The 21,547-nt window shown below is 57.6% G+C and carries 15 protein-coding genes and 2 pseudogenes; 7 read left to right on the forward strand and 10 right to left on the reverse strand.

Annotated features, from left to right (window positions below):
* Nucleotides 1-359: 359 nt before the first annotated feature.
* The 5 genes and pseudogenes from WOC76_RS21725 to WOC76_RS21745 all read right to left on the reverse strand — a co-directional run.
* Nucleotides 360-1,545 (reverse strand): annotated as a pseudogene (locus WOC76_RS21725) (IS91 family transposase).
* Between the two features lie 6 nt (nt 1,546-1,551).
* Entirely contained in the window at nt 1,552-2,412 is an 861-nt protein-coding gene (locus tag WOC76_RS21730; RefSeq protein ID WP_341101731.1) for a tyrosine-type recombinase/integrase, read from the reverse strand.
* 767 nt (nt 2,413-3,179) lie between these two features.
* On the reverse strand, nt 3,180-3,398 hold the full coding sequence (locus tag WOC76_RS21735; protein WP_341101827.1) for a hypothetical protein: 219 nt from the start codon (nt 3,396-3,398) through the stop codon (nt 3,180-3,182).
* A gap of 1,222 nt (nt 3,399-4,620) precedes the next feature.
* Nucleotides 4,621-5,193: a copper chaperone PCu(A)C gene (locus WOC76_RS21740; protein WP_341101825.1), complete on the reverse strand. Its 573-nt coding sequence runs from the start codon at nt 5,191-5,193 to the stop codon at nt 4,621-4,623.
* A gap of 640 nt (nt 5,194-5,833) precedes the next feature.
* Nucleotides 5,834-6,796, reverse strand: a pseudogene (locus tag WOC76_RS21745) (IS5 family transposase); the annotation flags it as partial.
* A 1,875-nt stretch (nt 6,797-8,671) separates the two neighbouring features.
* Between WOC76_RS21745 and WOC76_RS21750 the strand changes: the two are divergent.
* Complete coding sequence (locus WOC76_RS21750) at nt 8,672-9,337, forward strand: sensor histidine kinase (RefSeq protein ID WP_341101823.1); 666 nt, start codon at nt 8,672-8,674, stop codon at nt 9,335-9,337.
* Nucleotides 9,338-9,564: 227 nt separating this feature from the next.
* Here the strand turns inward: WOC76_RS21750 and WOC76_RS24430 are convergent, their stop codons facing one another.
* Together WOC76_RS24430 and WOC76_RS21760 are read right to left on the reverse strand one after the other, a co-directional pair.
* A complete protein-coding gene (locus WOC76_RS24430; protein ID WP_445730547.1) occupies nt 9,565-10,128 on the reverse strand; it encodes a hypothetical protein in 564 nt (187 codons plus the stop codon).
* Nucleotides 10,129-10,548: 420 nt separating this feature from the next.
* Nucleotides 10,549-10,764: a hypothetical protein gene (locus tag WOC76_RS21760; RefSeq protein ID WP_341101821.1), complete on the reverse strand. Its 216-nt coding sequence runs from the start codon at nt 10,762-10,764 to the stop codon at nt 10,549-10,551.
* A gap of 689 nt (nt 10,765-11,453) precedes the next feature.
* Between WOC76_RS21760 and WOC76_RS21765 the strand changes: the two genes are divergently transcribed.
* The 5 genes from WOC76_RS21765 (at nt 11,454) to WOC76_RS21785 (ending at nt 16,556) form a co-directional block, all read left to right on the forward strand.
* Nucleotides 11,454-13,415 (forward strand): acetoacetate--CoA ligase, encoded by a 1,962-nt coding sequence (locus WOC76_RS21765; RefSeq protein WP_341387504.1) that lies wholly within the window; start codon nt 11,454-11,456, stop codon nt 13,413-13,415.
* Nucleotides 13,416-13,453: 38 nt separating this feature from the next.
* Nucleotides 13,454-14,194 carry an acetoacetate decarboxylase gene (locus WOC76_RS21770; RefSeq protein WP_341387490.1) on the forward strand — a complete coding sequence of 247 codons (741 nt, stop codon included), beginning with the start codon at nt 13,454-13,456 and terminating at the stop codon, nt 14,192-14,194.
* Nucleotides 14,195-14,310: 116 nt separating this feature from the next.
* Nucleotides 14,311-15,096: a 3-hydroxybutyrate dehydrogenase gene (locus WOC76_RS21775; protein WP_341101817.1), complete on the forward strand. Its 786-nt coding sequence runs from the start codon at nt 14,311-14,313 to the stop codon at nt 15,094-15,096.
* Complete coding sequence (locus WOC76_RS21780) at nt 15,096-16,103, forward strand: patatin-like phospholipase family protein (RefSeq protein ID WP_341101813.1); 1,008 nt, start codon at nt 15,096-15,098, stop codon at nt 16,101-16,103. Before WOC76_RS21775 ends, WOC76_RS21780 begins: the two co-directional genes overlap by 1 nt.
* 201 nt (nt 16,104-16,304) lie before the next feature.
* Nucleotides 16,305-16,556 (forward strand): general stress protein, encoded by a 252-nt coding sequence (locus WOC76_RS21785; protein ID WP_341387491.1) that lies wholly within the window; start codon nt 16,305-16,307, stop codon nt 16,554-16,556.
* A gap of 646 nt (nt 16,557-17,202) precedes the next feature.
* Here the strand turns inward: WOC76_RS21785 and WOC76_RS21795 are convergent.
* The 3 genes from WOC76_RS21795 to WOC76_RS21805 form a co-directional block, all read right to left on the reverse strand.
* Entirely contained in the window at nt 17,203-17,469 is a 267-nt protein-coding gene (locus WOC76_RS21795) for a hypothetical protein (RefSeq protein WP_341101809.1), read from the reverse strand.
* Entirely contained in the window at nt 17,466-17,693 is a 228-nt protein-coding gene (locus WOC76_RS21800) for a hypothetical protein (RefSeq protein WP_341101806.1), read from the reverse strand. Before WOC76_RS21800 ends, WOC76_RS21795 begins: the two co-directional genes overlap by 4 nt.
* Before the next feature lie 910 nt (nt 17,694-18,603).
* The gene (locus WOC76_RS21805; RefSeq protein WP_445730546.1) at nt 18,604-18,999 is read right to left on the reverse strand and encodes an HU family DNA-binding protein; all 396 of its coding nucleotides are present in this window, start codon (nt 18,997-18,999) and stop codon (nt 18,604-18,606) included.
* 184 nt (nt 19,000-19,183) lie between these two features.
* Between WOC76_RS21805 and WOC76_RS21810 the strand changes: the two genes are divergently transcribed.
* The gene (locus tag WOC76_RS21810) at nt 19,184-19,393 is read left to right on the forward strand and encodes a cold-shock protein (protein WP_341101799.1); all 210 of its coding nucleotides are present in this window, start codon (nt 19,184-19,186) and stop codon (nt 19,391-19,393) included.
* Nucleotides 19,394-21,547: the final 2,154 nt, after the last annotated feature.

Consider the following 21,547-nt stretch of genomic DNA (forward strand, 5'->3'; position numbering starts at 1 on the left):
GGGAATCTGGAGGGTTATGTGAGGTCCGCGGCACGATGTTTGGCTTGTCCCGGAGCGGACCTCACATAAGCCGGATTGAACGAAGGCGCGGGTCGTTAGTCACTATGGGGAAAGCGCGTCTCGTCGTCGTTTGGCACAGGGCCGCGGCGGGCGCCGGCGCTTGTGGCGGGGGACGAGAACTCGGCGAGTGGGCGGGAAGCGATCGAGCAGGCCGGAGTTCGTGGCCGTCTGTCGCGGTATTGGCGTCATGTGGATGAAGATTTTCGCGCTCGCGGCGCGAGGCGGCGTCCCGTCGGCGTGTCGTACGACGAGCGAAACTGGGAGTTGCGCAGGGTTCCAAGCGGAGATGATGGCCGGGCTCATGACGTGTCGCATCGGAACGGGCGAGGCCTCGCGGGTGGAACGATGCCGATGCGGCGCATGCGTCCGCCGCAGTCAGGACATGGGAAGGCGGCGCCAATTGCGGCGGTCGATGAATGCTCGCAGGCGCGGACCTTCGGCTCGGCCGGATCCTCGGCGGCGGCGGCGAGCCGACGACAGAGCGCGAGCCGTTCCTCGCGGTCGCCCCTGGCCAGAAGGCCATAATGGCGGATGCGGTGAAAGCCGTCGGGGAGCACATGCAGCAGAAAGCGGCGAATGAACTCGTCGGGCGAGAGGCGCATGATCCGACGGCGCCCCTGGCGGCGGTAGTCCTTGTAAGAGAAAGCGACGCCATCGTCGCCGACTGCGACCAGCCTCGAATTGGCGATCGCTGCGCGGTGGGTATAGCGCGCGAGATAGGCGAGCACCTGCTCGGGACCGCCGAAAGGCGGCTTGGCGTAGACGATCCAATCTGTCTTGCGCAGCGCGACGATGCGCTCGGCGAAAGCGTGTGGTTCGCAGAGCGGCGCCAGCTCGCCGAAAAAGCACAGCTCGCCTTTGTCGAACGCCGCCTCCAAGGCGGCGAGGAACAATCGGCGGAACAAGCGCGCCAGCGCCTTCACCGGCAGAAAGAAGCCCGGCTTGCAAACGATCCAGCGCTCGCCGTCGAGCGAGACGCCGCCGCCGGGACGACGCAATGGACATGGGATGATGGGTGAGCGTCTGGCCCCAGGTGTGGAGAACCGCGAGCAGCCCAATCCTGGCGCCGAGGCGCTTCGGATTTGCGGCGAGCGTCATGGTCGCCTCGGCCGCGGCGCGCATCAGCGTGGCGTAGAGAAGCCTCTTGTTCTGGAAGGCGACCTCAGCCGCCGCCGGCGGCAGGGTGAAGACGAGGTGGAAATAAGGCGCCGGCAGCAACTCGGCCTTGCGCGCGTCGAGCCAGGCGGCCCGCGCCGCGCCTTGGCATTTTGGGCAATGCCGGTTGCGGCAGGAGTTGTAGGCGATGCGTCTCGCGCCGCAATCATCGCATTGCTCCATATGGCCGCCGAGCGCCGCCGTCCGGCACGTCGCGATCGCGCTCATGACGCGGCGCTCGCAGCGGCCGAGATGGCCGGCGTGATCGTGAAGATAGGCGCCGCCATGGCGCCGGAGGATGTCGGCGAGCTCGATCGCCGGCCTCTCCACGCCCGGTTACTCGGGCGGCGTCACCTCCAAGGAAAGGCAGTCCAAGGGGCTCTTCGTCCCGCTGATCAGATGCGTCGAGACCTGCGTGTAGCGCGCCGTCGTCGACAGATGCTCGTGGCCGAGCAGCACCTGGATGATGCGAATGTCGACGCCGCTCTCCAGGAGATGCGTCGCGAAGCTGTGCCGCAGGACGTGGACGCTCACCCTCTTGTCGATACCAGCCGCCGCACGCGCCGAACGGCAGGCGGCGTGCAGGACGGTCTGATCGATCGGCTTATCCTTGTCGCGACCGGGAAACAAAAAGCTCTCCGGCCGAGCCAGACGCCAATAGCTGCGCAGGATGCCGAGCAATTGCTCGGACAACATGACGTAGCGCTCCTTGCCGCCCTTGCCGCGCTCGATCCGAATGACCATGCGGTCGCTGTCGATGTCGGCCGCCTTCAGGCCGATCACCTCCGACACGCGCAGTCCCGCGGCATAGGCCGTGGTGAGCGCGACGCGGGCTTTGAGGCTCGAGACGGCTTCGAGAAAGCGGACCACTTCGTCCGCGCTCAGCACGGACGGGAGCTTGCGCGGCTCGCGGGCGTAGGCGATCCGCTCCGGGATCGTCTCGCAACCAAGCGTCACTCCGTAGAAAAAACGCAGCGCACAGACGATCTGATTGAGCGACGCCCAGGATATGCCCTTCGAGATCAAATGCACTTGGTAGGCGCGGACGTCCTCCAGGCCCAGGCGGTCAGGCGAACGCCCGAAATACCGGCTGAACTTCGCGACGGCGTGAATGTAGGATTGCTGGGTCGCCGGAGAAAGATTGCGGACCGTCATGTCCTCGATCATGCGACGACGCAGAGGGCTGATCTCGGCCATCTGGAAACCTCCTGTCTGAGGGTGGGTTGCAACGCCCAAATCCTCTCAGACAGGAGGCCAATCACGCGACCTCGCCCCTCCCGCCGCGATCAGCGGCTTCGTTCAATCCTCCACGAGTCCGCCGGCAAAACCGTTGGTATTACTATTTGTGCAAATTGCACGAGAATCATTTGTCATTTCGGGCGCATGAATTAGGGGAGGATTTAGGACATAGGTCGATGCCATTCGAAATAGCGAACGACTCCACCAAAGCTACTTCTCCCAGTTGTTTTCGAAGCCAGTCGCGGTGAGCGATATGCCATCTCCTCATCTCTTTGAATAGAGCAAGATGCTGACGTGTTTGTGGAGTCTTGCATCTCTCGCGGCGACTCCGGTCAATGACCCGCTCGGATACCTCCACATACCATTCCACCTCTGCTAATTGAGTAGCTTGAATTTGGCGTCGGTTCATTGATGCCGTCCAATGGTCAGAAGGCTGGCTTCGAAAAGGCAATTCGGGCGCGCCGTGGCTATCGAGAGACAGCTAAACGCAGATACACCTTTTCTTTCCCTAATATTGAATCTCCAGGACGATCAACCACCAGGGACATGTCGCCGATTTGACAAGAAAGGTCAAAAACTCCTGATAGCACAGATGCGTCGTATGTTGCTGCAAACGCGCAGTATAAAGGTTCGACTTTCGATAACCTGTCCATTTGACGCCTCCGGCTCCTTCTTGACCCAGACCCTTAGCCGTTCTTATAGATTCGCTAGAGCTTTCGTGCTCATTACACGTGTCGAATAGCCTCTCCTTTTTTAAACTCAATACTCGTTCTATAAATATAAAATCCGTTGTCGGAAACATAGCTGCCTATATTTGCACTGACAGAACTCACACTTCCTAAAAAGGCCCATTTTTCCATCGGGAAAATAGCAGGCAGCGGAGAGCTATGAATGACTACAACTCGTTCCGTCGGATTTGCTTTATTCTGGTAGACATCGAACATTTTCCACTCCATCTCCCGTCGGAGCTTTCTTTCCACCACGCGCGCGCCAATGCGCCAAGTCGCCGGATGCCGGGTTTTTCGTGTCGCTTCCGCTAACCGTGACCAGAACGTTCGTCTTACGCCGAATGAACGTTTCCGACCAAGAGCGGAAGCTTCTGCTCGGCGATTGGAAACCCTAAAGCAAGAGCCGATACCGCAAACGAAGCGCGAGCTTGCGAATAATTGTCATATCTGAGTCCCTCTTTCCCATGGACAGCAGCGAGATCCCTATGTCGTCTCACGATCGATACTGCATCGTTGTCCGATATACAATCGATGCGGTTTTTTGTCGCATGGCGCGAAATCTTTTTGTGATCATGTTAGCGAGCGTTCGGAGGGCCACATTCTCGGGCTCGCGCGCTGAGCAGACGACGCGGAGATAACGATGATTGCGTCTCAATATATAGAATTTTAGTCGCCGTCGGAATTGTGAGGCAGCAATCGCTGACTACGACTGCTTTTGCAGCGAAACTTCAAAAAGTGCGCGTTGAACTCTAAACGTCAAAAAGAGACAGGCGCGTGGCATCGCAGCGCGGAAATAATCCAAGTTTCAATGGGAGGTCAAGATCACTTGTTTCACACTGCCTGCCATCAACGGATCCTTGCCTCGAAATCCCGCTTCAATGGCAAGAGCGTCGCACTCGAGGAGTGCGTCGGCGACGGGCGAGGCGACTTCAGCGTAGCGGCGATCGTCTCGCGCCTACCTTGGTTCCAACACTGGGCGACGGGCAGCAGTGAGCGACCTTTCCGCTCGGGTGCGCCAGACGATGGTAACCGCCCAACCGAGAGCTGATTCGCATTTGCGAGTTCGCCTTGGGCATCACCGTCTCCAAGGCCAGAATTTCACACAGATCGTGGCCTTCGCCTTCACGGCGTTCGTGGTCGCCCGGTTATTCCCGCGTTCCAACCTCGTCGCCGGACGACGCTCGGACGTGAGCAGTCGTCCTTGCGGTAGTCCCAGTCGCGATGGCATGCGATCTACGGCCTGTCTACATGGACGCAGGCTAGCTTCTCATGCCCCACGGCGACCGATTCGCGTAGGTGTCGCCTAATGTGAACGTGTACGATTTCACATGGACCGTCGATACTATCCAATTCGCAGCAACTGAACGATATTTCTTGCATCTAGCAACTTCAGCAAACCGCGAATCTACAAAACTCCTGACGCGTTAGAATTAGTAGCTTATCTATCATGCAGGCGATAGGAGTCGGTTGCTTCGACTTCCGCCTCTATCATTAGTTCGCCTGATTTTTCAAACACAAGCATGATCTCATCGTCTTTGCCGACCGAGAACGCGTCGGTTATATCTTGGAACGAAACGAAAGGACGTCCGGGTTCCAGCAACACCGCGGCATGCGGAGGGATGATAATGCCCTTTGAGACGACAATGTGTTTCGAAGTGTTGTGTAACACCGCTCTCCCCAATCGTCTGGACGTCACGTTGACCAGCGTGTCGGGGGTATCCCCATTATTATGAACGATCATTGAAAGGAATGCGCTATTCTCGCCTCTGTTGGGCATTCTCAGGTGTGGATTTTCAACTTTAAGGTGACCAATCATAAAATCTTGCGCAAGAGCTATTGGTGGCGTGCGCTCGATGACTATGATAATCATGCATGCCGCGAAACCAGCCTGACCGAGCTGCGTTAGACGTTGTTGTCTTGAAGAAAACACATTGAAATATTCGACGAACCTTGCACCGAAACGACGAAGTCTTGAGATGAGCCTCCAATCGCGGCTTTCGAGTTGGTCCAACGCCGATTCCTCCTGCTAATTGAAGTCTTTTCCCAGATTTCATATGGGTCAGCTTTTAGTATCGTATTACGAGCTAAGATAACTCGTTAGATGATTGGGAGCAAGGGGGTCGCGCACACGAACCCAATCGAAAAGGAGCCTTCTCCAAACTCAAAACGTATCCCGCGAAGTCGCCCAGTGAACTCTCGGCGGTCTCCTTTCCAGCGAGGGAATGCGGAATCGCTCGGGTTGAGCAACCCCGAGACGCCGACCAATTTCCATCACATCTCGGCAGGACACGGATTGTTCCCAATCTAACCCCAAAAGCTTCAGAGTAAGTCATCCGTTTCCTAGCACGACAGGAAACTAATCGTGGTGCAATGATGGCGTCGCTACGGCTTTTCAATGTTCATGGGGGCGAGGCCGAACTCTTCATTGTCAGGGTCCCGGTGTTTTAGCCCTTCATCGATCGCTGCCCACAGTCCAGGCCTCTTATCGTCATGTCTTAAAGCTACGCTATGAACGGTCTTTCCTCTTGTCGTATATCGTGCGACGAGGTAGATTAGTGCTCTACAATTCCGAAACCCGGAATGCACCAGAGTCTGACTTCCATGGCCGACGTTCAACCTCTGAGCACTTGAGGGTCTGATGCTTTGTTCCCGTAGCCTTTATACCACGTCGTGCGTCTATCGATGGCCGACGATCGATCACTCACGTTCTGCGCCACATGCGGCGTCACCCGCATCGACCGCAACGCGTTTACCAACTCTTCCGATTCATAGCCCTTGTCGGCCGCGAGCGTGATCCGCTTGGGCCGGTTGGCGCGCGGTTCGATCATATGCAGCGCGGCAACGCGTTCGGCATGCTCGTCCGCAGGCGTAAGGCGGGCGTCGACGAAAACCGCGTTGCGGTTCTCCATCAACGCCTGGCCGATGAATCATAGCTTCGCCTCCTTGCCGGCGCCCTTGCGATAAAGCTCCGCGTCCGGATCGCCGGTCGAGACGTGTGTGTCATTCGAACGCTTAACGCCATGTAAATCCGCTTCGCGGATGCGCGAGCCGTGGCCTGAAGTCGGGTCGTCCGTCCCCTTCGCTTCGCCTCTCCCTCTCGCCGTGAAGCTCATCAACGACGCCCAGGCTTCGATCAGCGTGTCGCCGACCGAAAGATGGTCATTGCTCAGAAGCCGTTTCGCGGGCGGCTTAGCCAGCAAGGCGCAAAGAAACTTCGCCGCCACGTCGCAGTCGAGCAGCGGGTCGCGGTTCTTGGAAAAAATCGAATGATCCCAGACGAGGATCGTCGATCCCGAGCCGACGAACCAGCGAAACCGCAGGTCGAAATCCAGCCGCTCAATGAGCTGTCGCTCAGAACGGATCGAATAGAAGGCTTACAGCAGCATTGCGCGCAGCAACTTCTCCGGCGCGATAGATGGCCGTCCGGTTGAGAGGTAGAGCGCCGAGAACTCCCGGGCCAGAGCGGCGAGCGCCTCGTTTGTCAGCACGCGGATGACCCGCAAGGGATGCTACCGCGGAGCGCGCACCTCGAGGTCCACATGGCTGAACAGCGCCCCACACCGCTCGTCCTTATCCCGCGTTCCGTGCGCCCCCTTGTCTGAGGAGACTGCAATCACCGCAAGGGCGAGCGATTGCTCGACCAGATCAAGGCGCAAATGGCCGAGATCAAGAAATCGCCAGCGTTTATCCCTTCATTCTTCAGAGCACAGCCCCGTTTCGCATAATTTCACGAGATCGAACGATGACTTTATAAAAATACTGAAACACATTTCGTGCGACGAAAAACCGCATCGACGTTGTATGTCGTGGCACGATACATAGGGCTTGGTAAGATAAAGTTGTCAACCTAATTGGGTAGCAAAAATCATGATGATAATTCTAATTAGACGACGCTCTAGTGTCGCAGTCCCCCCCATCGCCTCCGTCGCTTTTCATTCGCGATTCGTACGTATGCTTGAGGCCCTGGTTATCGGCTCAAAACCTATAGGAACCATCACCAGATGGAACGGCTGGCAAGACGCACAACCAACTCCACGCCGACTAAATCCATCCATCGCGAAAGCTTTCGTAGGGCCCATTTTTTCCATGCGTAGCAAAGCTGCTGGCGTGTACGTCGCTGAATTCATCGATAAGAACCCAAGCGTAGAGCAACTTGTCGATGCAGTCAGTGTTCCGGGGAGGTTCGCCCAAACATTCATTAACAATGCATTACTCAAGACACTCGCAAAGGCATCCACGCAATTCTCGCTCTTTCATCTATAGGAACCCCCAAGTGTCGGCTATATTATCGACTGTGAGTAAGAACTAAAACAACCACGGGATTTATCACCAGGCCTGTAATTGTGATTGAGCTGTCGCTGTAACCGAGGGCGCGAGACGGGTAGATTTCTCTGAAATATGAACGCACAATGAAGCCGATAACAGTTCTGGTAAGGAAGGAAGACAGTAATGACGGTTTTCGGACAATGGCTGCAGGATTGGCGTGAGGCTTGCGAGTATGCCAATGAGTGTTCCCCAGATCTCTCCTTGATCTATCCCCGCGAGCCCGTTGCCGTTCTCATCGTAATCGGGCTGGTATGCTTTGGTCTATGGCTCTGGAATGAACGAGAGATAGCTAGGTCACGGGCTGTCATGGACCAGTATCCGAGTGGGTCAGAAAGCGAAGACGCTCCGAACCGGGAGAAACAACTGGAAGAACTCAGCAAGATTTTAAAGCAGACTCGCGCTCTCAATGAGTCACGGTTAAAGGACGTCGCCTGATGCCTGGCCCCGGTTCCACCGGCAAACGGCGCTTCGTTGACCACTAAGTTGTCTTGGGAATCGACTTCGACGTTTCCGCATTCCCCATTCGTAATATGGATTAAGCTCGGTTGGAGCAACAATGAGTCGGTTCGGGTCGAGATGCGCCGGAGATCTCAAGTCGAAACGTCGTAGAATCTAAGGAGGCCGCTACGAGGATGAAAAAGTAGCGCTAGACCGGAAAAATTGGCTCGCGCGTCCTTGCCTCGCGGCTTATCTCGACGCCTACGACCGGCTGCGGCGCGTACCCGCTCAAGAAGTGGGTGTGCAAAGAACTAATCTCTATGCGTACAAGAGTTTGATGCCACTTATGGAGCTTGTCAATGCCTTGGGTGCGCAGGGTCAGCGAGTTTTCGAGTAGGCGCCATGGAATTGTGCCTCATGCCTTTGCGTTGCTCTTCTTCACCACAAGCCTCATCGTTGGATTTCTGCTGGACCCACCACTCGATGGGTTGGCTTTCATCATCTTTTACCCAGCTATCCTAACAGCCACCCTGATCTGTGGATGGCTTGACGGAACTCTCGTCCTTGTACTATCTACGTTTGCGAGTTGGTAGTTCATCTTAGAGCCTCGCAACACTTTTGTCCTAAAGGGTGTCCGAACCATTGGCGCCTTCGTAATTACTGGCTGCTTCAGCGTTTTTGTCTTGGCCGTCTCGCGTGAGGCTCTGAAGCGCGCAACCACAGCAATGGCTGCGAAGGATACGCTGTTCAGCGAATTACAACACCGAGTCGCAAACAATTTGCAGTTGGCCGTAAGCTTAATACGGGTCGCTCAGCGAAATCTGCAAGACCCTGTAACGGCAGCTGAAAACCTCAATCACGCTGAGGAACGACTCCTCTCGATGTCTCAGCTGCATCGACGTCTCTACGGTGAGCCCGCTTTCGTCAACGGGCTTGAACCGCTGTTGAGGGAAGTTCTTTCAATGGTTTTGCATGACTTTCCCGTGGCTATCCACACTTGTGTTGAGGACGTTCCCGGCCTCTCGATTGACCAGATGACCGCAATCGTCTTTTTGGTAAACGAGGCTGCACTGAACGCAGCCAAACACGCATACTCTAAGGGATTAGGAAACCGGTTCGATGTCTCATTAACAAGAGACATGAGAGGTCGTCTTATTTTATCCATCATCGACGATGGACCAGGCATAGACGCTCAGGCGAGCGATACGAGAACCAGCTCACTTGGCATCGGCATAATGGAGGCTTTTGCAAACCAACTTGGTGGTCAATTGGAGATACGACAAGGCGTGGGCGCATCATTTAGCGTTGCGTTCATTGAGCATCACCTGCACACTATTTACAATACGACCCGAGTCCGACATCAGGATCGTTCCTCGGGAGGGAATACTTAGGCCGTCAAACGGTTGGATATGGTAAGGTCGAGGAAGAAAAGGAGCAAGTCCAGCCGCCGGATTTTCGAGCGCCAGCGGTGACACCGGCGTGCGGTGCAGGATACGCCACGTGCCGAGCCCTTGACGATCCGGACCCAGGCTTCGCCAGTCAATCCCTACCGCCCCCTCTTCTGTGACGGACCCTTGGTTATCAACCGCTCACGCACTTCCTTCGTCGGTTCACTCTTCTATTCGGGGTCGGCGTCGTCCATCGTCCCCGCGAGGGACGAGCGCTCCGGGAAACCTGGTGGTCGCCTTGCCTCGAAACTCTTACGGTTCTGCTCGTTACGTCGCCACTTGAATCGCGCAAACCGACTTGCCGAGGTCGAACGGCGACCGATCGATCCACATGCGATGCTGAATCGCGCCGGCCCCCGTATCGCCGCTCCGTCCCTGCGGAGCGTCAGGGGACAGCGATCCTTCGCCAGAAAACCAGCCGTTTGAAGTTCTAGACGGGAGTCTGTCATCCTGATTTTTATCCTGGCGCGGGCGATGCCGATCGTTGGGATGAAGAGGTCCATTCTGTCCTTTTGCTTGGCGAAGACCTGCTCCACGAGCGAGTGAACGATCGATTTGAGAGCGTTGGCGCGACGGACGGTGTTGAGCATCGGTCGATCCTTGGGCTTCTTGCGATGGATGCGGCTGACGAAACCGTTCTTCGCCATGAACGCTTCCTTGGTGATGAGAAACTCGGCGTGTTCGGCGGAGAGGTTGTCCATCGCCTGGATCACGAGGATCTTGAGCGTCGTCACCGGATCGAAGGGCAGCCTTCCGCCCTGCGCGCCGTCGGAATAGCCGAACGGCGCGACGAGCTCGGCGTGAAAAACTCGAAATCGACCGCCGCCGCGAACACCTCCAGATGATCGCCGAGCCCGCTCAACCGCTTCAGTAGCTCATCTACGTCGAAAAAGCCCGGCTACCCGCGCATCGATCCACTGATCCTATCTCAACCAGAGAATCAGAGAGCCGGCGATTTGGCGAGATTCTTAGAAACGTCTAGCTTCATCGCCCAACTTTTGAGGCCGCCGCCCTTCACGGGCCGCTTCAGTATGATTGACGGCTTCATAAAGCGCCGTGCACACGCCGGCGTCGCCGATTTTAGTGCTCCGTCCGGTCACGTCTCTTTCGCTCAAGTGATATTTTTTTGGTGTAAGACAAAAATGTGGGCCGACTTACTTCGACGACGAAGACCGTAACGGATCGTCGATCGCCGAAACATATGTCAGCGCCACAATCGCGCGCACGCCGTTAGCCAACATGATCAACCTAGCGCGCCTGTCTGTTCGCGTCATCGCACGCGCCTTCTCGAACATGTCGAACTCGCGTAGCAAGAACGCATGCGTCGCAAGCAACGCCTCGTCGATGAACGTCAGCGTCGGATCCCCCACAACGAGTTCCTCAACGGCGAGGACTTTTTGCTGACGTCCGAGTACCCGGATTGCGCCCTATGCGCGTGGCGCGACGCTTTTAAAGAAAGACAGTCTCACTTGCGCCCGCTACCTGAACGTAACGCAAACGTTCGAAGATAAAGAGGAACTCGTCGTCCTGGACATGGTTGCATTCGTTGTGGCGGTGATTTTGGTGCTTGGCGCTTGGCTGGTTGCTTCAGGAATACTGTCATTCCTGGATATTTATTTCTTCAAGACCACATCGCCCGAGAGAGTGACCCTTGCCGGAGGTCTATCGCTCATCGTTTTGGGGGCCGAATTTATTTTCGCTTGCAGCCATATAAGGCTGCGCTTTCTCCATTAGCAGCGAAGCGATATTCTTGAGTGTCGGTTTGATGTGGAGAGGGTGTTGCTTGAGAAACGACATAAAGATAGTCTCGTTATGCAGGACACGATCATCACATGCGTGAAAAGGTCCAACTATGAATGGGCGCCTGGCAATACACGCTGCGAGGAGTCGCCGGTCTCGAGCAATCCATTCTGTCACTGCCCCGCTCTGGTTTCGATCGCGCGATGCCGAATTGTTGAGCAGAAGGTGCTCATTGGGCGATTTTGCGCTGCCGGATCCACTTCTTAATTTTAGGGATTCTAGTAGAATTGGATCGCTTGCGGAATCGAGAGGCTCTCTGATGCGAATTTGGCAGCCTGACCTTGAACGGCAACAAGCGTCGAATCTCTCGAAATTTTCCCTGCAACGCGCCGACACGACTCCGTTCGCAGCGACATTCGATTATGGCGGCTTTCACCGCTGGAGCGTCGATCATAAGGAGGAGTTTTGGTCGAACGTTTGGGACTTCTGCAAGGTTATCGGGGAGAAGGGCGCACGCATCCTGGTCGATGGCGACAAAATGTCGGGGGCGCAATGGTTTTTGGACGCCAGACTAAATTTTGCAGAGAACCTGTTGCGTTCGAGACCAGACGACGAAATCTCCATTGTTTTTTCCGGCGAAGGCCAGGTCCAAACGTCGCTCAGTTTCGGCCAACTGAAACAGTCCGTCGCAGCACTCGCTGTTTATTTTCGCGCACAGGGCGTCGCAAAGGGCGATCGTATTGCCGCCTACATCCATAATGGGCCGGAAGCAATCATCGGCATGCTTGCGGCTTCCAGCATTGGCGCCATCTGGTCGTCCTGCGCGCCAGAGTTTGGCGTGCAAAGCGTCGTCGATCGCTTCGGCCAGATCGACCCGAGCCTCCTCATCGCTTCCGACGGCTATTTGTATAAGGGTAAGAAGCTTGATCGCATCGCCTCCATCCGCGAGGTGCAGGCAAGATTGCCCCGCGTCAAGAGGACGCTGATCGTTCCTTATATTCACGAGGATCCGCCATTGGACGACCTTACCAGCGCCCAGTTGTGGCCGTCCGCGCTCAAGGAGCACAACGACGCCGTTCTGTCATTCGAACGTCTGCCATTCAATCATCCCCTGTATATCATGTTCTCGTCGGGCACGACTGGCGCGCCGAAATGTATTGTGCATGGCGCCGGCGGCACCCTGCTGCAGCATCTCAAAGAGCATCAATTGCAATGCGACATCAAACCCGGCGACCGTGTTTTTTACGCGACGTCGACGGGATGGATGATGTGGAATTGGCTGGCGAGCGCGCTCACCAGCCACGCAACGATCCTGCTATATGACGGGTTTTTCACCGCCGGCGTGAGCGGCGCGATCCTGTTGGATTTTGCGCAAGAACAATGCGCGACCCTGTTTGGCACGTCGGCAGGCTATCTAAAGGCGATCGAAAAGGCAGGGCTTAAGCCGCGCGAGAGCCACGATTTGAGCGCGGTGCGACTGATCGCCTCGACAGGATCGCCCCTGCTGCCTGACAGCTTCGATTACGTCTACCGCGATTTCAAGCCCGACGTGCAACTCGCGTCGGTCAGCGGCGGCACCGACATCATTTCCTGCTTTGTTGGCGGTAATCCCTGGAGCCCTGTCTATCGAGGCGAGATACAATGCGCCGGCCTCGGCATGGCGGTAGAAATCTGGAACGACAACGGTCAGCGGGTCATCGGCGAGGGCGGCGAACTGGTCTGCACGAAAAGCTTCCCTTCAATGCCCATATGTTTCTGGAACGACCCGGATGGAAGCAAGTATTTCAACGCCTATTTCGCGCGATATCCCAACGTCTGGCTGCACGGGGATTTCGCGACCGAGACGGAGCATGGCGGCTTCCTGATCCACGGCCGCTCCGACGCAACCCTCAATCCCCAAGGCGTGCGGATCGGGACGGCGGACATATACAATGTTGTCGAGAGTCTGCCGTCAATCCAGGAAGCGCTGGCGATCGACCAGGAGTGGGACGGCGGGACGCGGATTGTCTTATTTGTGAAAACACATCCGGACTATCCTCTCGACGACGTGCTTGTTGCCCAGATCAAGCGGGCGCTTTTCGAAAAGGCTTCGCCGCGACATGTTCCAGCGGTCATACTGGAAGCGCCCGATCTACCACGCACGAGATCAGGGAAACTGGTCGAACTCGCCGTTCGCGAGGTCGTTCATGGCCGTCCGGTCAAGAATAGGGGTGCCCTCGCTAATCCCGAGTCTCTCGACTTTTTCAGAAATCTCCCGGAATTAACCATCCCTCGCGGTTAGCAAGCGATACGCTGAGCCATCAATAGGAGCGGAACGGAATGAAGATAGACGCTGCGCGCGAGACCGCTTTTGCCATGCCGCTGACGAACCCCGCCTATCCACGCGGTCCTTATCGCTTCTATGATCGAGAATTTATCGTCATCACTTATCGCACCGATCCCGAGGCGCTGGCCGCGGTAGTGCCTGAGCCCCTTGAGGTCGACGAGCCAATCGTCAAATATGAATTTATCCGAATGCCTGACTCTACTGGCTTTGGCGATTACACGGAAAGCGGACAGGTGATCCCGGTCCGTTTCAAAGGCGAGAGAGGCTCCTATGTACACACCATGTATCTCGATGACGCCGCCCCGATTCTTGGCGGCCGCGAGTTGTGGGGCTTTCCAAAAAAGCTGGCGTCGCCGCGCATTTCACATGACGGAGACATCGTGGTCTGCACACTGCATTACGGCTCCGCTCTCTGCGTCAACGCGACGGTCGGCTACAAGCACCGCATCGCGGACGAGACCTTGATTGCCAAATCGCTCGTCGCGCCGAACTTTCTCCTGAAGATCATTCCGCATGTCGATGGTTCAGCGCGCATTTGTGAACTCGTGCGCTACAAGATGACGGACGTCGTAATGAAAGGCGCCTGGACCTCTCCGGCGGCGCTCGAATTACGAACGCATGTCGCCTGTGACGTCGCGCGCCTCCCCGTTCGGGAAATTGTGTCGGCTGCGCACTTCAAGGCCGATCTTACGCTCGCGCTTGGCGAGGTCGTTTTTGACTATTTGGCCAAATAGACGCGCTTCTCGGCGGCGAAGCTGGCGAGGGGCGCCTTACCCGCCTCTGCCTTGTTCATCTTTGCTGGTTAACAACTGCCCAGCTTATACGCAGTTGATCATTTATGGGAGCAGACATGTCCCTATCGAAACGCAATGCGGTCGTGACAGGCTCCACCAGCGGCATTGGTCTTGGCTACGCCCGCGCTCTCGCGAAAGAGGGCGCAAATGTCGTGATCAACGGCTTCGGCGCGGCGTCCGACATTGAAAAGGAACGGGTCGCGATCGAGACGGAATTCGGCGTGACTTGCCTCTATGAGGCCGCCGATATGCTGAAGCCGGTGGAAATCTCCGCGATGATCGCGAATGCCGAGGCAAAGCTAGGATCTGTCGACATTCTGATCAATAACGCCGGCATTCAATACGTATCGCCCATCGAAGATTTTCCCGTCGAGAAATGGGACCAGATCATCGGGATCGACCTATCCTCCGCCTTCCATACGATCCGCGCAGCGACGCCGGGCATGAAAGCGCGCAAATGGGGCCGCATCATTAATACGGCGTCCGCCCATTCTCGCGTCGCCTCGCCGTTCAAGACCGCCTATGTCGCGGCCAAGCACGGCGTCGTTGGCCTGAACAAAGTCGTCGCGCTCGAACTTGCCGCCCATGGCGTTACGTCGAACTGCATATCGCCCGGCTACGTCTGGACGCCGCTTGTCGAGAAGCAAATACCGGACACGATGAAGGCCCGTAATCTCACCCGCGAGCAGGTTATTCACGACGTCCTGCTGGAAGCCCAACCGACGAAAGAATTCGTTACCGTCGAACAGATCGCGGCGCTGGCCGTATTCCTTTGCTCGGACGCCGCGTCGCAGATCACCGGCGCCAATATTTCAATGGACGGTGGCTGGACGGCTGGCTGATGCGCAAGAAGGTCACCCTGGCGCTGCAGGGCGGTGGTACGCATGGCGCCTTCACCTGGGGCGTGCTCGATGCTTTTCTCGCCGATGGCCGGCTGGACGTGACCGGCATCAGCGGCACAAGCGCAGGCGCGATGAACGCCGCAGTTTACGCGGACGGCCTCCGCGAAGGCGGACCAGATCGCGCCCGCATGCAGCTTGCGGAGTTTTGGAGGGCGGTGAGTCTCGATGGCGATATGTCCGATCAGCAGCGGCAACTCTTCGACGCCTTCCTGGGATTTTGGGATCCGCTCAAGCTTCGTGACACCCTGACGCAAACCGTTGGTGGATATTTGTCCCCTTATGATTTTAACCCGCTCGATATTAATCCGCTACGCGATGTCTTAGCCAGGCTCATCGATTTTGAAGGACTTCGCGCCACCGATGATCTGAAGCTCTTTATCGCGGCTACGAACGTGCGCACCGGGAAGGGACGTATTTTTCGGCGCCCTGAACTAACCATCGACATGCTGATGGCCTCGGCCTGCCTACCAACGATTTTCAAAGCAGTCGAGATCGACGGCGAAGCCTATTGGGACGGCGGCTATATGGGCAATCCCGCGCTCTATCCGTTGTATACAGAGACGGAGTGTCGCGATGTGATCCTCGTGCAAATCAATCCGATCCGGCGTGACGATGTTCCGCGCACATCGTCCGCGATTATGGCCCGTCTGAACGAGATCACTTTTAATGCGCCGCTCCTGCAGGAGTTCCGCGCAATCGACTTCGTCGCGCGCCTAATAGATTCGGGACGGTTGCGAGGCACGCACTATAAGAAGGTTTTGCTTCACCTCGTCGCGGGCGGCCCTGCGCTCGATCGATACGGCCCGGACACCAAGATGGAAGCCGATTTCGACTTTTTTCTCGAACTATTCGACATCGGCCATAAGGCGGGAAGGAATTTCCTCGAGGAAAACTTCGAATCGATAGGCGTCAGGGGCACGCTGGAATTGAAGGAACAGCTTGTTTAGAGGCTAATGACTTATCCGAGGAGCGTTTTTCGCATAAAACGAACTCCTATCTTTGGAGTGTTGCGCGTGTTGCGGAACTCTCAACAAACGGATTACCGAAGTAGACAAGAACACGCTCCGCCGTTGTGCGCCGTCGAGGCGACTTGCCCCTGCCTGAGCCTGACCTAAGTAACCTGCCTAATTCACAAGCAGGAGGCCAACATGGGTGACTCGAAACGAGGCTTCGCCTCAATGGACCCGGAAAAACAGCGGGAAATCGCTCGCAAGGGCGGACAAAGCGTTCCAAATGAGAAGCGCAGCTTTTCCCAGAATCCTGAGCTTGCCGCCCGCGCGGGGCAAAAGGGTGGGCGTAGCGTGGACCCTAGCAAGCGTAGCTTCTCGATCAACCATACGCTCGCGTCGGAAGCCGGCCGCAAGGGCGGGCATGCGTCGCACAGCCACCGTGAGGCCTGAAAAGATTCGGCCCGAGCGCGGGCCAGTGCTCTCGGGCCGTTGGGGTTCACAAGAGGCGACCTTGTCAACTATAGCTATCGTCGCTCTCCGTCAGGCGGTGAGCAAGCTGAACAGCGATGGGCAAAACGACGCGCGTCAGCCAAAAGATGGTCTCGCGGGTTGGTGCGCGCGCGGCTTACCTTCGCCCACCTGACCCATTCAACCTGACCCACTCGTATTCCTTCTTGGCGCCAATTTCCCAAGGCCAGGCGAAGACGAGCGGGCGCGGCTGAAGGCGCTGTCCGGCCGTTTTGGACAACCGGGCGGATCAGAACCTAACTTAGCTTTGACGCCAAAACGTCAAGCTTGTCGATTTTCGTGGGTAAAGAGAATAGATCCGGAGCCCTTGCCCTAACGGCTTTTGTGACCCCCCCGGCGAGATGAGCGTTCTCTGGAAGCCTCATCTAGGAAGGCGTCGAAAATCCCAAAAGTCGTGGGCGACATACGGACTGCGAACCACGCTACGGCGCCTGGTTCGGCCTCAACGAGCGGGAGCGCTGACTTCGCTTCAAGCGTCGTCCGGCAAATTTGACCATTGTGGCCTGTCGTCGCAAACCCTATAGCGTCGCGCCAAAACGAAACCTTTCCTATAAGGCCAGGCCCCCTATCAGGATTCCACCCTGATGGTGTCGATGCGCAGCGTAACCGCGAGCATACCGTCGACGATCCCTTCGAACACGCCCCCGGCTGCCTCTCCCCACTCGACGTCTTCGTCGATCGCGTCCGCGACGCGCGCTTGCCAACTCGCGATCTGCTCGGCGGAGGTCACGGGGTTCAGGACGATCCCGACAACCCTATCCTCCTGCTCCAGAGCGTAAGCCTCTGCGAAAGCTGGGTTCAGCTCGTATGTCGCGACGCATACCTCTGTGATCATCGGCTAGCATCCACCGCGGATTCGAAGCGTTTCAAAACTTGTCTCAATTCCCAGGCGTAGGCGTCGGCGCCGAGGTCGTCGAAGCGGCTGATATCATCGCGGATCATTTTCCGAACCATTGCCGTTCCGCGCTTCCGGTTGAGCAAGTAGCTCGCCAGCAGGCGGTTGCGTCGCCGCGCGGGACTGACATCGCTTACGATGGGGGCGCGTTCGAGATTGGTCATCCCTCGACCCTCCTCCTCATTCGGATTTGTGTTTCACCAGCCTCGCAACACGGCGGGCGTATCTAGGCCGTGTGGGGCGCCGATGAGACACATAGCGTCCTCATGTATCACGTTCGTGTCGATTGGGGACCGGGCCGCCCTCTGATCTTTTCATTTCAGAAAAGCTGGAACGACGCGCGAGCTCGATTTGGCTTCGGAGAAGGGCCCGGCATGCAGCCCTTGGATAACGGCGGAGCCTTGAACTCAGGGGCCCGGGGCGCGCATTTACCCAACAGCCGCCAGGAGGCGACGCCTTGGCCCGCTCGAGGGCTTCGCAGCTGCTTGCATAGCCGGTCTTTGGGAATGAGGGCGACCTAATGATCTGACGGCGCCTCCCCGCGTTCTCGACGGACCAACGCCTGATTTCCATTGTCGGGCCGCAGCCCTGGGCGCGCTAGCTGTCACGCCTCGACCTCGATTTCGTCGAACCGAACTACCCTCTCCACCTCCGCCCCTTCAGCCTCGAGTCCCAGCGGGCCGCCGAGCTTGGCTTCGACGGTACCGACCTCTCTCGCGCGAGCCGCCCCCTCAAGTGGTGCTCAAACACCTCCACTCTGACAGAGGCCGCCGGGGGGGGGGCGCGCCCAACCCATCAGAACCCGCAGCCCCCATGACGCAGACCGCCGCGCAGTCGCTGCGATATCCCGCTAACGAGGTGACGAGATGGGCGTATAGCCGCGCGGCAAACAGTCGAGCTCCGCTGGACCAAGATATTGAGAGGCGAGACATAATTTCCAGCCAACAGGCGCCGCCGCCATCGGCTCATGGGGGCGCGATCAGTCCGGAACCAGCAACTGAAGCCGACAAAACAAAAGCGGCGGCCCTTTGTCAGGCCGCCGTTTGTTCTTGGGCCTCAGTTCGTCCGCCGTAATTAACCGGTCGCCGCGTTTTTCAACTTCGACAGCGGACGAACCTTTACACGGACGCTCGCAGGCTTGGCGGCTCCGGGGACCATTTCGCCAGTCGCCGGATTACGCACGAGCGTGCCCGCTCGACGGGCCGGCACCTTTCTCAACGTGACCTTGAACATCCCCGGCATCGTAAATTCACCGACGCCGCGCGGATGCAGAGAGCCAAGGATCAGGCCTTCGAGCGTCGCATAGACTGCAACCGCAGTCTTACGGGGCAGTTCGTTCTGTTCGGCAATCAGATTGATCAACGCGGACTTGGTCAGCGTCTCTTTGAATGGGCGAATGGCGCCCGGCTCTGCGGCGCCGCGAGCGGCTTTCTTGGGGGCAGCTTTCTTTGCCGGAGCCGCTTTTTTCACCGGAGCAGCCTTGCGGGCGGCGACTTTACCTCTAGCCATTCACTTTCAACCTTGTGAATTATGGGATAATCTGGCGTCCCGGACGCGGAACGCCAATAAAAACTATATTTATCAATCCATGTGATTCGTGCAAAGGCTTATCTGCGCTGGGGAAAAGGGCCTGGACTTACAAAAAGGATACGATATGGCTACCGGGACGGTTAAATGGTTTAATGCCACAAAGGGCTTCGGCTTCATTCAGCCAGATGACGGCGGGCCTGACGTTTTCGTGCATATTAGCGCCGTTGAGCGCGCCGGTTTGAGGGACCTGCCCGAGGGGCAGAAAGTGACCTACGACGTCGTTGTAGATACACGCAGAGGCAAATCCTCAGCCGAAAACCTTCAACTCAGATAAGAGCTTCGAACACGGGCAAAAAATTCAACTCGGGTTCGTGAAAATGGCGACAAAATCAAAAGGGGTCGGGCGAGGATACGGAAGCGGCGGCGCTCGTCCTGGAGCCGGACGCAAGCGTAAGCCAGGTGCGCTCTCCATGCCGGGCGCCGACACCGATCGCGACTGGGCGGAGAACCCACGGACTTCCGCCTCCGAGCTAAAGGATCTCGCCTTGGCGATACTCCGGCACATCATGCAGCACTCGCCGCAGGATGGCCCGAGGGTTAGCGCGGCGCGCGAGGTTCTTATCCGTGCGTAGGCAGAGGCGACGGTCGGCGGTGTTTACGGGAAAAAAGAACAGACATGGCCAGGGTCGAGGAGCTTGTTAGATCAGGCGGCCGGTTCGCTGCCAGGACGCCAAGGCATTGTAGATATGAGTCGTTCCGCTCTCGCGTCATGTGTGTGCGCGCGTAACGGAGGCTACATGGCGAAACTTGGAATCGGTATCGCGCCCGCCGCCGTGACATTGCCTGGAACATGGTGGTCCGCCAGCTGAGGCGGTGTACCGCTCCTTATCCGCCGCGATCCGGGCCGAGACATTGCGCGACTATTCATCAAATCTGGTCGAGCCAAGGAGAACGACCTGATCGTCCTACGCCCCAACGGGAAAGCGATCGACAACGAGCTCATGGGCTTGGCGGCGCGGCGCAAAGCCGATCCGACCAGGCTCGCTACCCTCACCATTGAGGCTTTGGCTCCCGTTGAAGCGACGGAATGAACGATGGGGGAAGAAGCTCGAAGCGGCACCTGGCGAGCGTAGCCTGGTTGAGCGCTCGCCTGAGAGCCGGGCCGCAATCGGGGCTGAGAAGGTGCGCCGCAACGCCGTTGAGCGAGCGAAATACGAAGCGATGCGGGCCCGCGCGTGAAAAAATGCTGGAAGAGCCCCGGCCGGAGCCGCCAGCCGGGGCCCGGACGGAAAGCTCCAGATCGACGCGCCGGGCGTCTCCACGCACGTGGGCGTGTCATACCGGCGGTGGAACTGCCGCCGGAACTGGATGCAGCCATTGGGCGTGAGATTAGCGCCATGCTTTGAATGTCTAAGAATTAAGTGCTGTTTCGAGCTTGGCGCGCTCTGCGCCTTTGGCTCGCCGTTCTGATAATCGCGAAGAACGCCCAACCAGCAAAAAGCAAAAGGTCGACGACCAATTTCGTTATTAAACTCACGTGCATAAATAAAACGCTCAGGATCAAGATGAGCGTGATGAATGTTACAACGGTCAGCATGATTGCCTCACGCGAATACTGGTGCGGAGCTACAGAATAGCCAGAGACGAGACCCGCGGTCTCAGGCGAGGGCGGCAAATGGTGCAGCGCGGGCGCAGGGGGGCTCGGCTGGGACATGCCAGAGATTCCCTTTTAGCCTCACCTCGAACCTGCGCCACGCGCTGCAAGACACCAAACGATTTAGAACGCCGCATGTTTCTAGGATTTTATCAGTAGAATCCACACACCTCGAATCCAAAACTTCCGGGCATCCCAGACCATACGGTCTGCATGCGCAGCGGCCTTTAGCGCTGCCTGCGCCAAGATTTTGTGTGTGGGAATTGATCTGACTGGCGGTTCGTTCCTTCTCTGCCGAACCTCCAGCCTCGTCTCCCTTATCGTACCTCACGACCGACCGCTGGGCCGGCAAGACACTCGATCCCGAAATTCGGAAGCGGCAATCGAGAAGAAATCAAAAGAAGGCGGCGGGTTGGAGCCAAAAGAGATGGTTCGATGCCCCGCAAGCCGCCTGGCCTGAGGGGGATGGATGTAGGCCAGGCGGCCGTCGCGAGCGCGCATGGCGACGCGCCAGGTTTCCAAATAGGCCGCACGGCGCTGATGGCGAGACAAGGCGGAGAAAGGGGCAAGCGGAAGGCGGCTCGCCTTCGGGCTGGGGTGACGAGCCGCCGCAACAATTTCGTGCTGAAACGCGATGACCCTATTGGCCCCGCACGACGGCGCGGTGACCGGGAGGCAGCCCGCCGAATAGGGGGTCGACGGGCCGCCCCAGCCGCGCCCCCCAGGGACGGAAGCGCCAGCCCCACGTGCATCGCATCGGGGACGCAACCGGTCGGTGTGCTACGGCATAGACAGTCGCTAGCCCTTCGTGGCTTGCGCTCTACCTGCTGAATA

Origin of the sequence: Methylocystis sp. IM3, assembly GCF_038070105.1 — a bacterium.
Taxonomy (GTDB): domain Bacteria; phylum Pseudomonadota; class Alphaproteobacteria; order Rhizobiales; family Beijerinckiaceae; genus Methylocystis.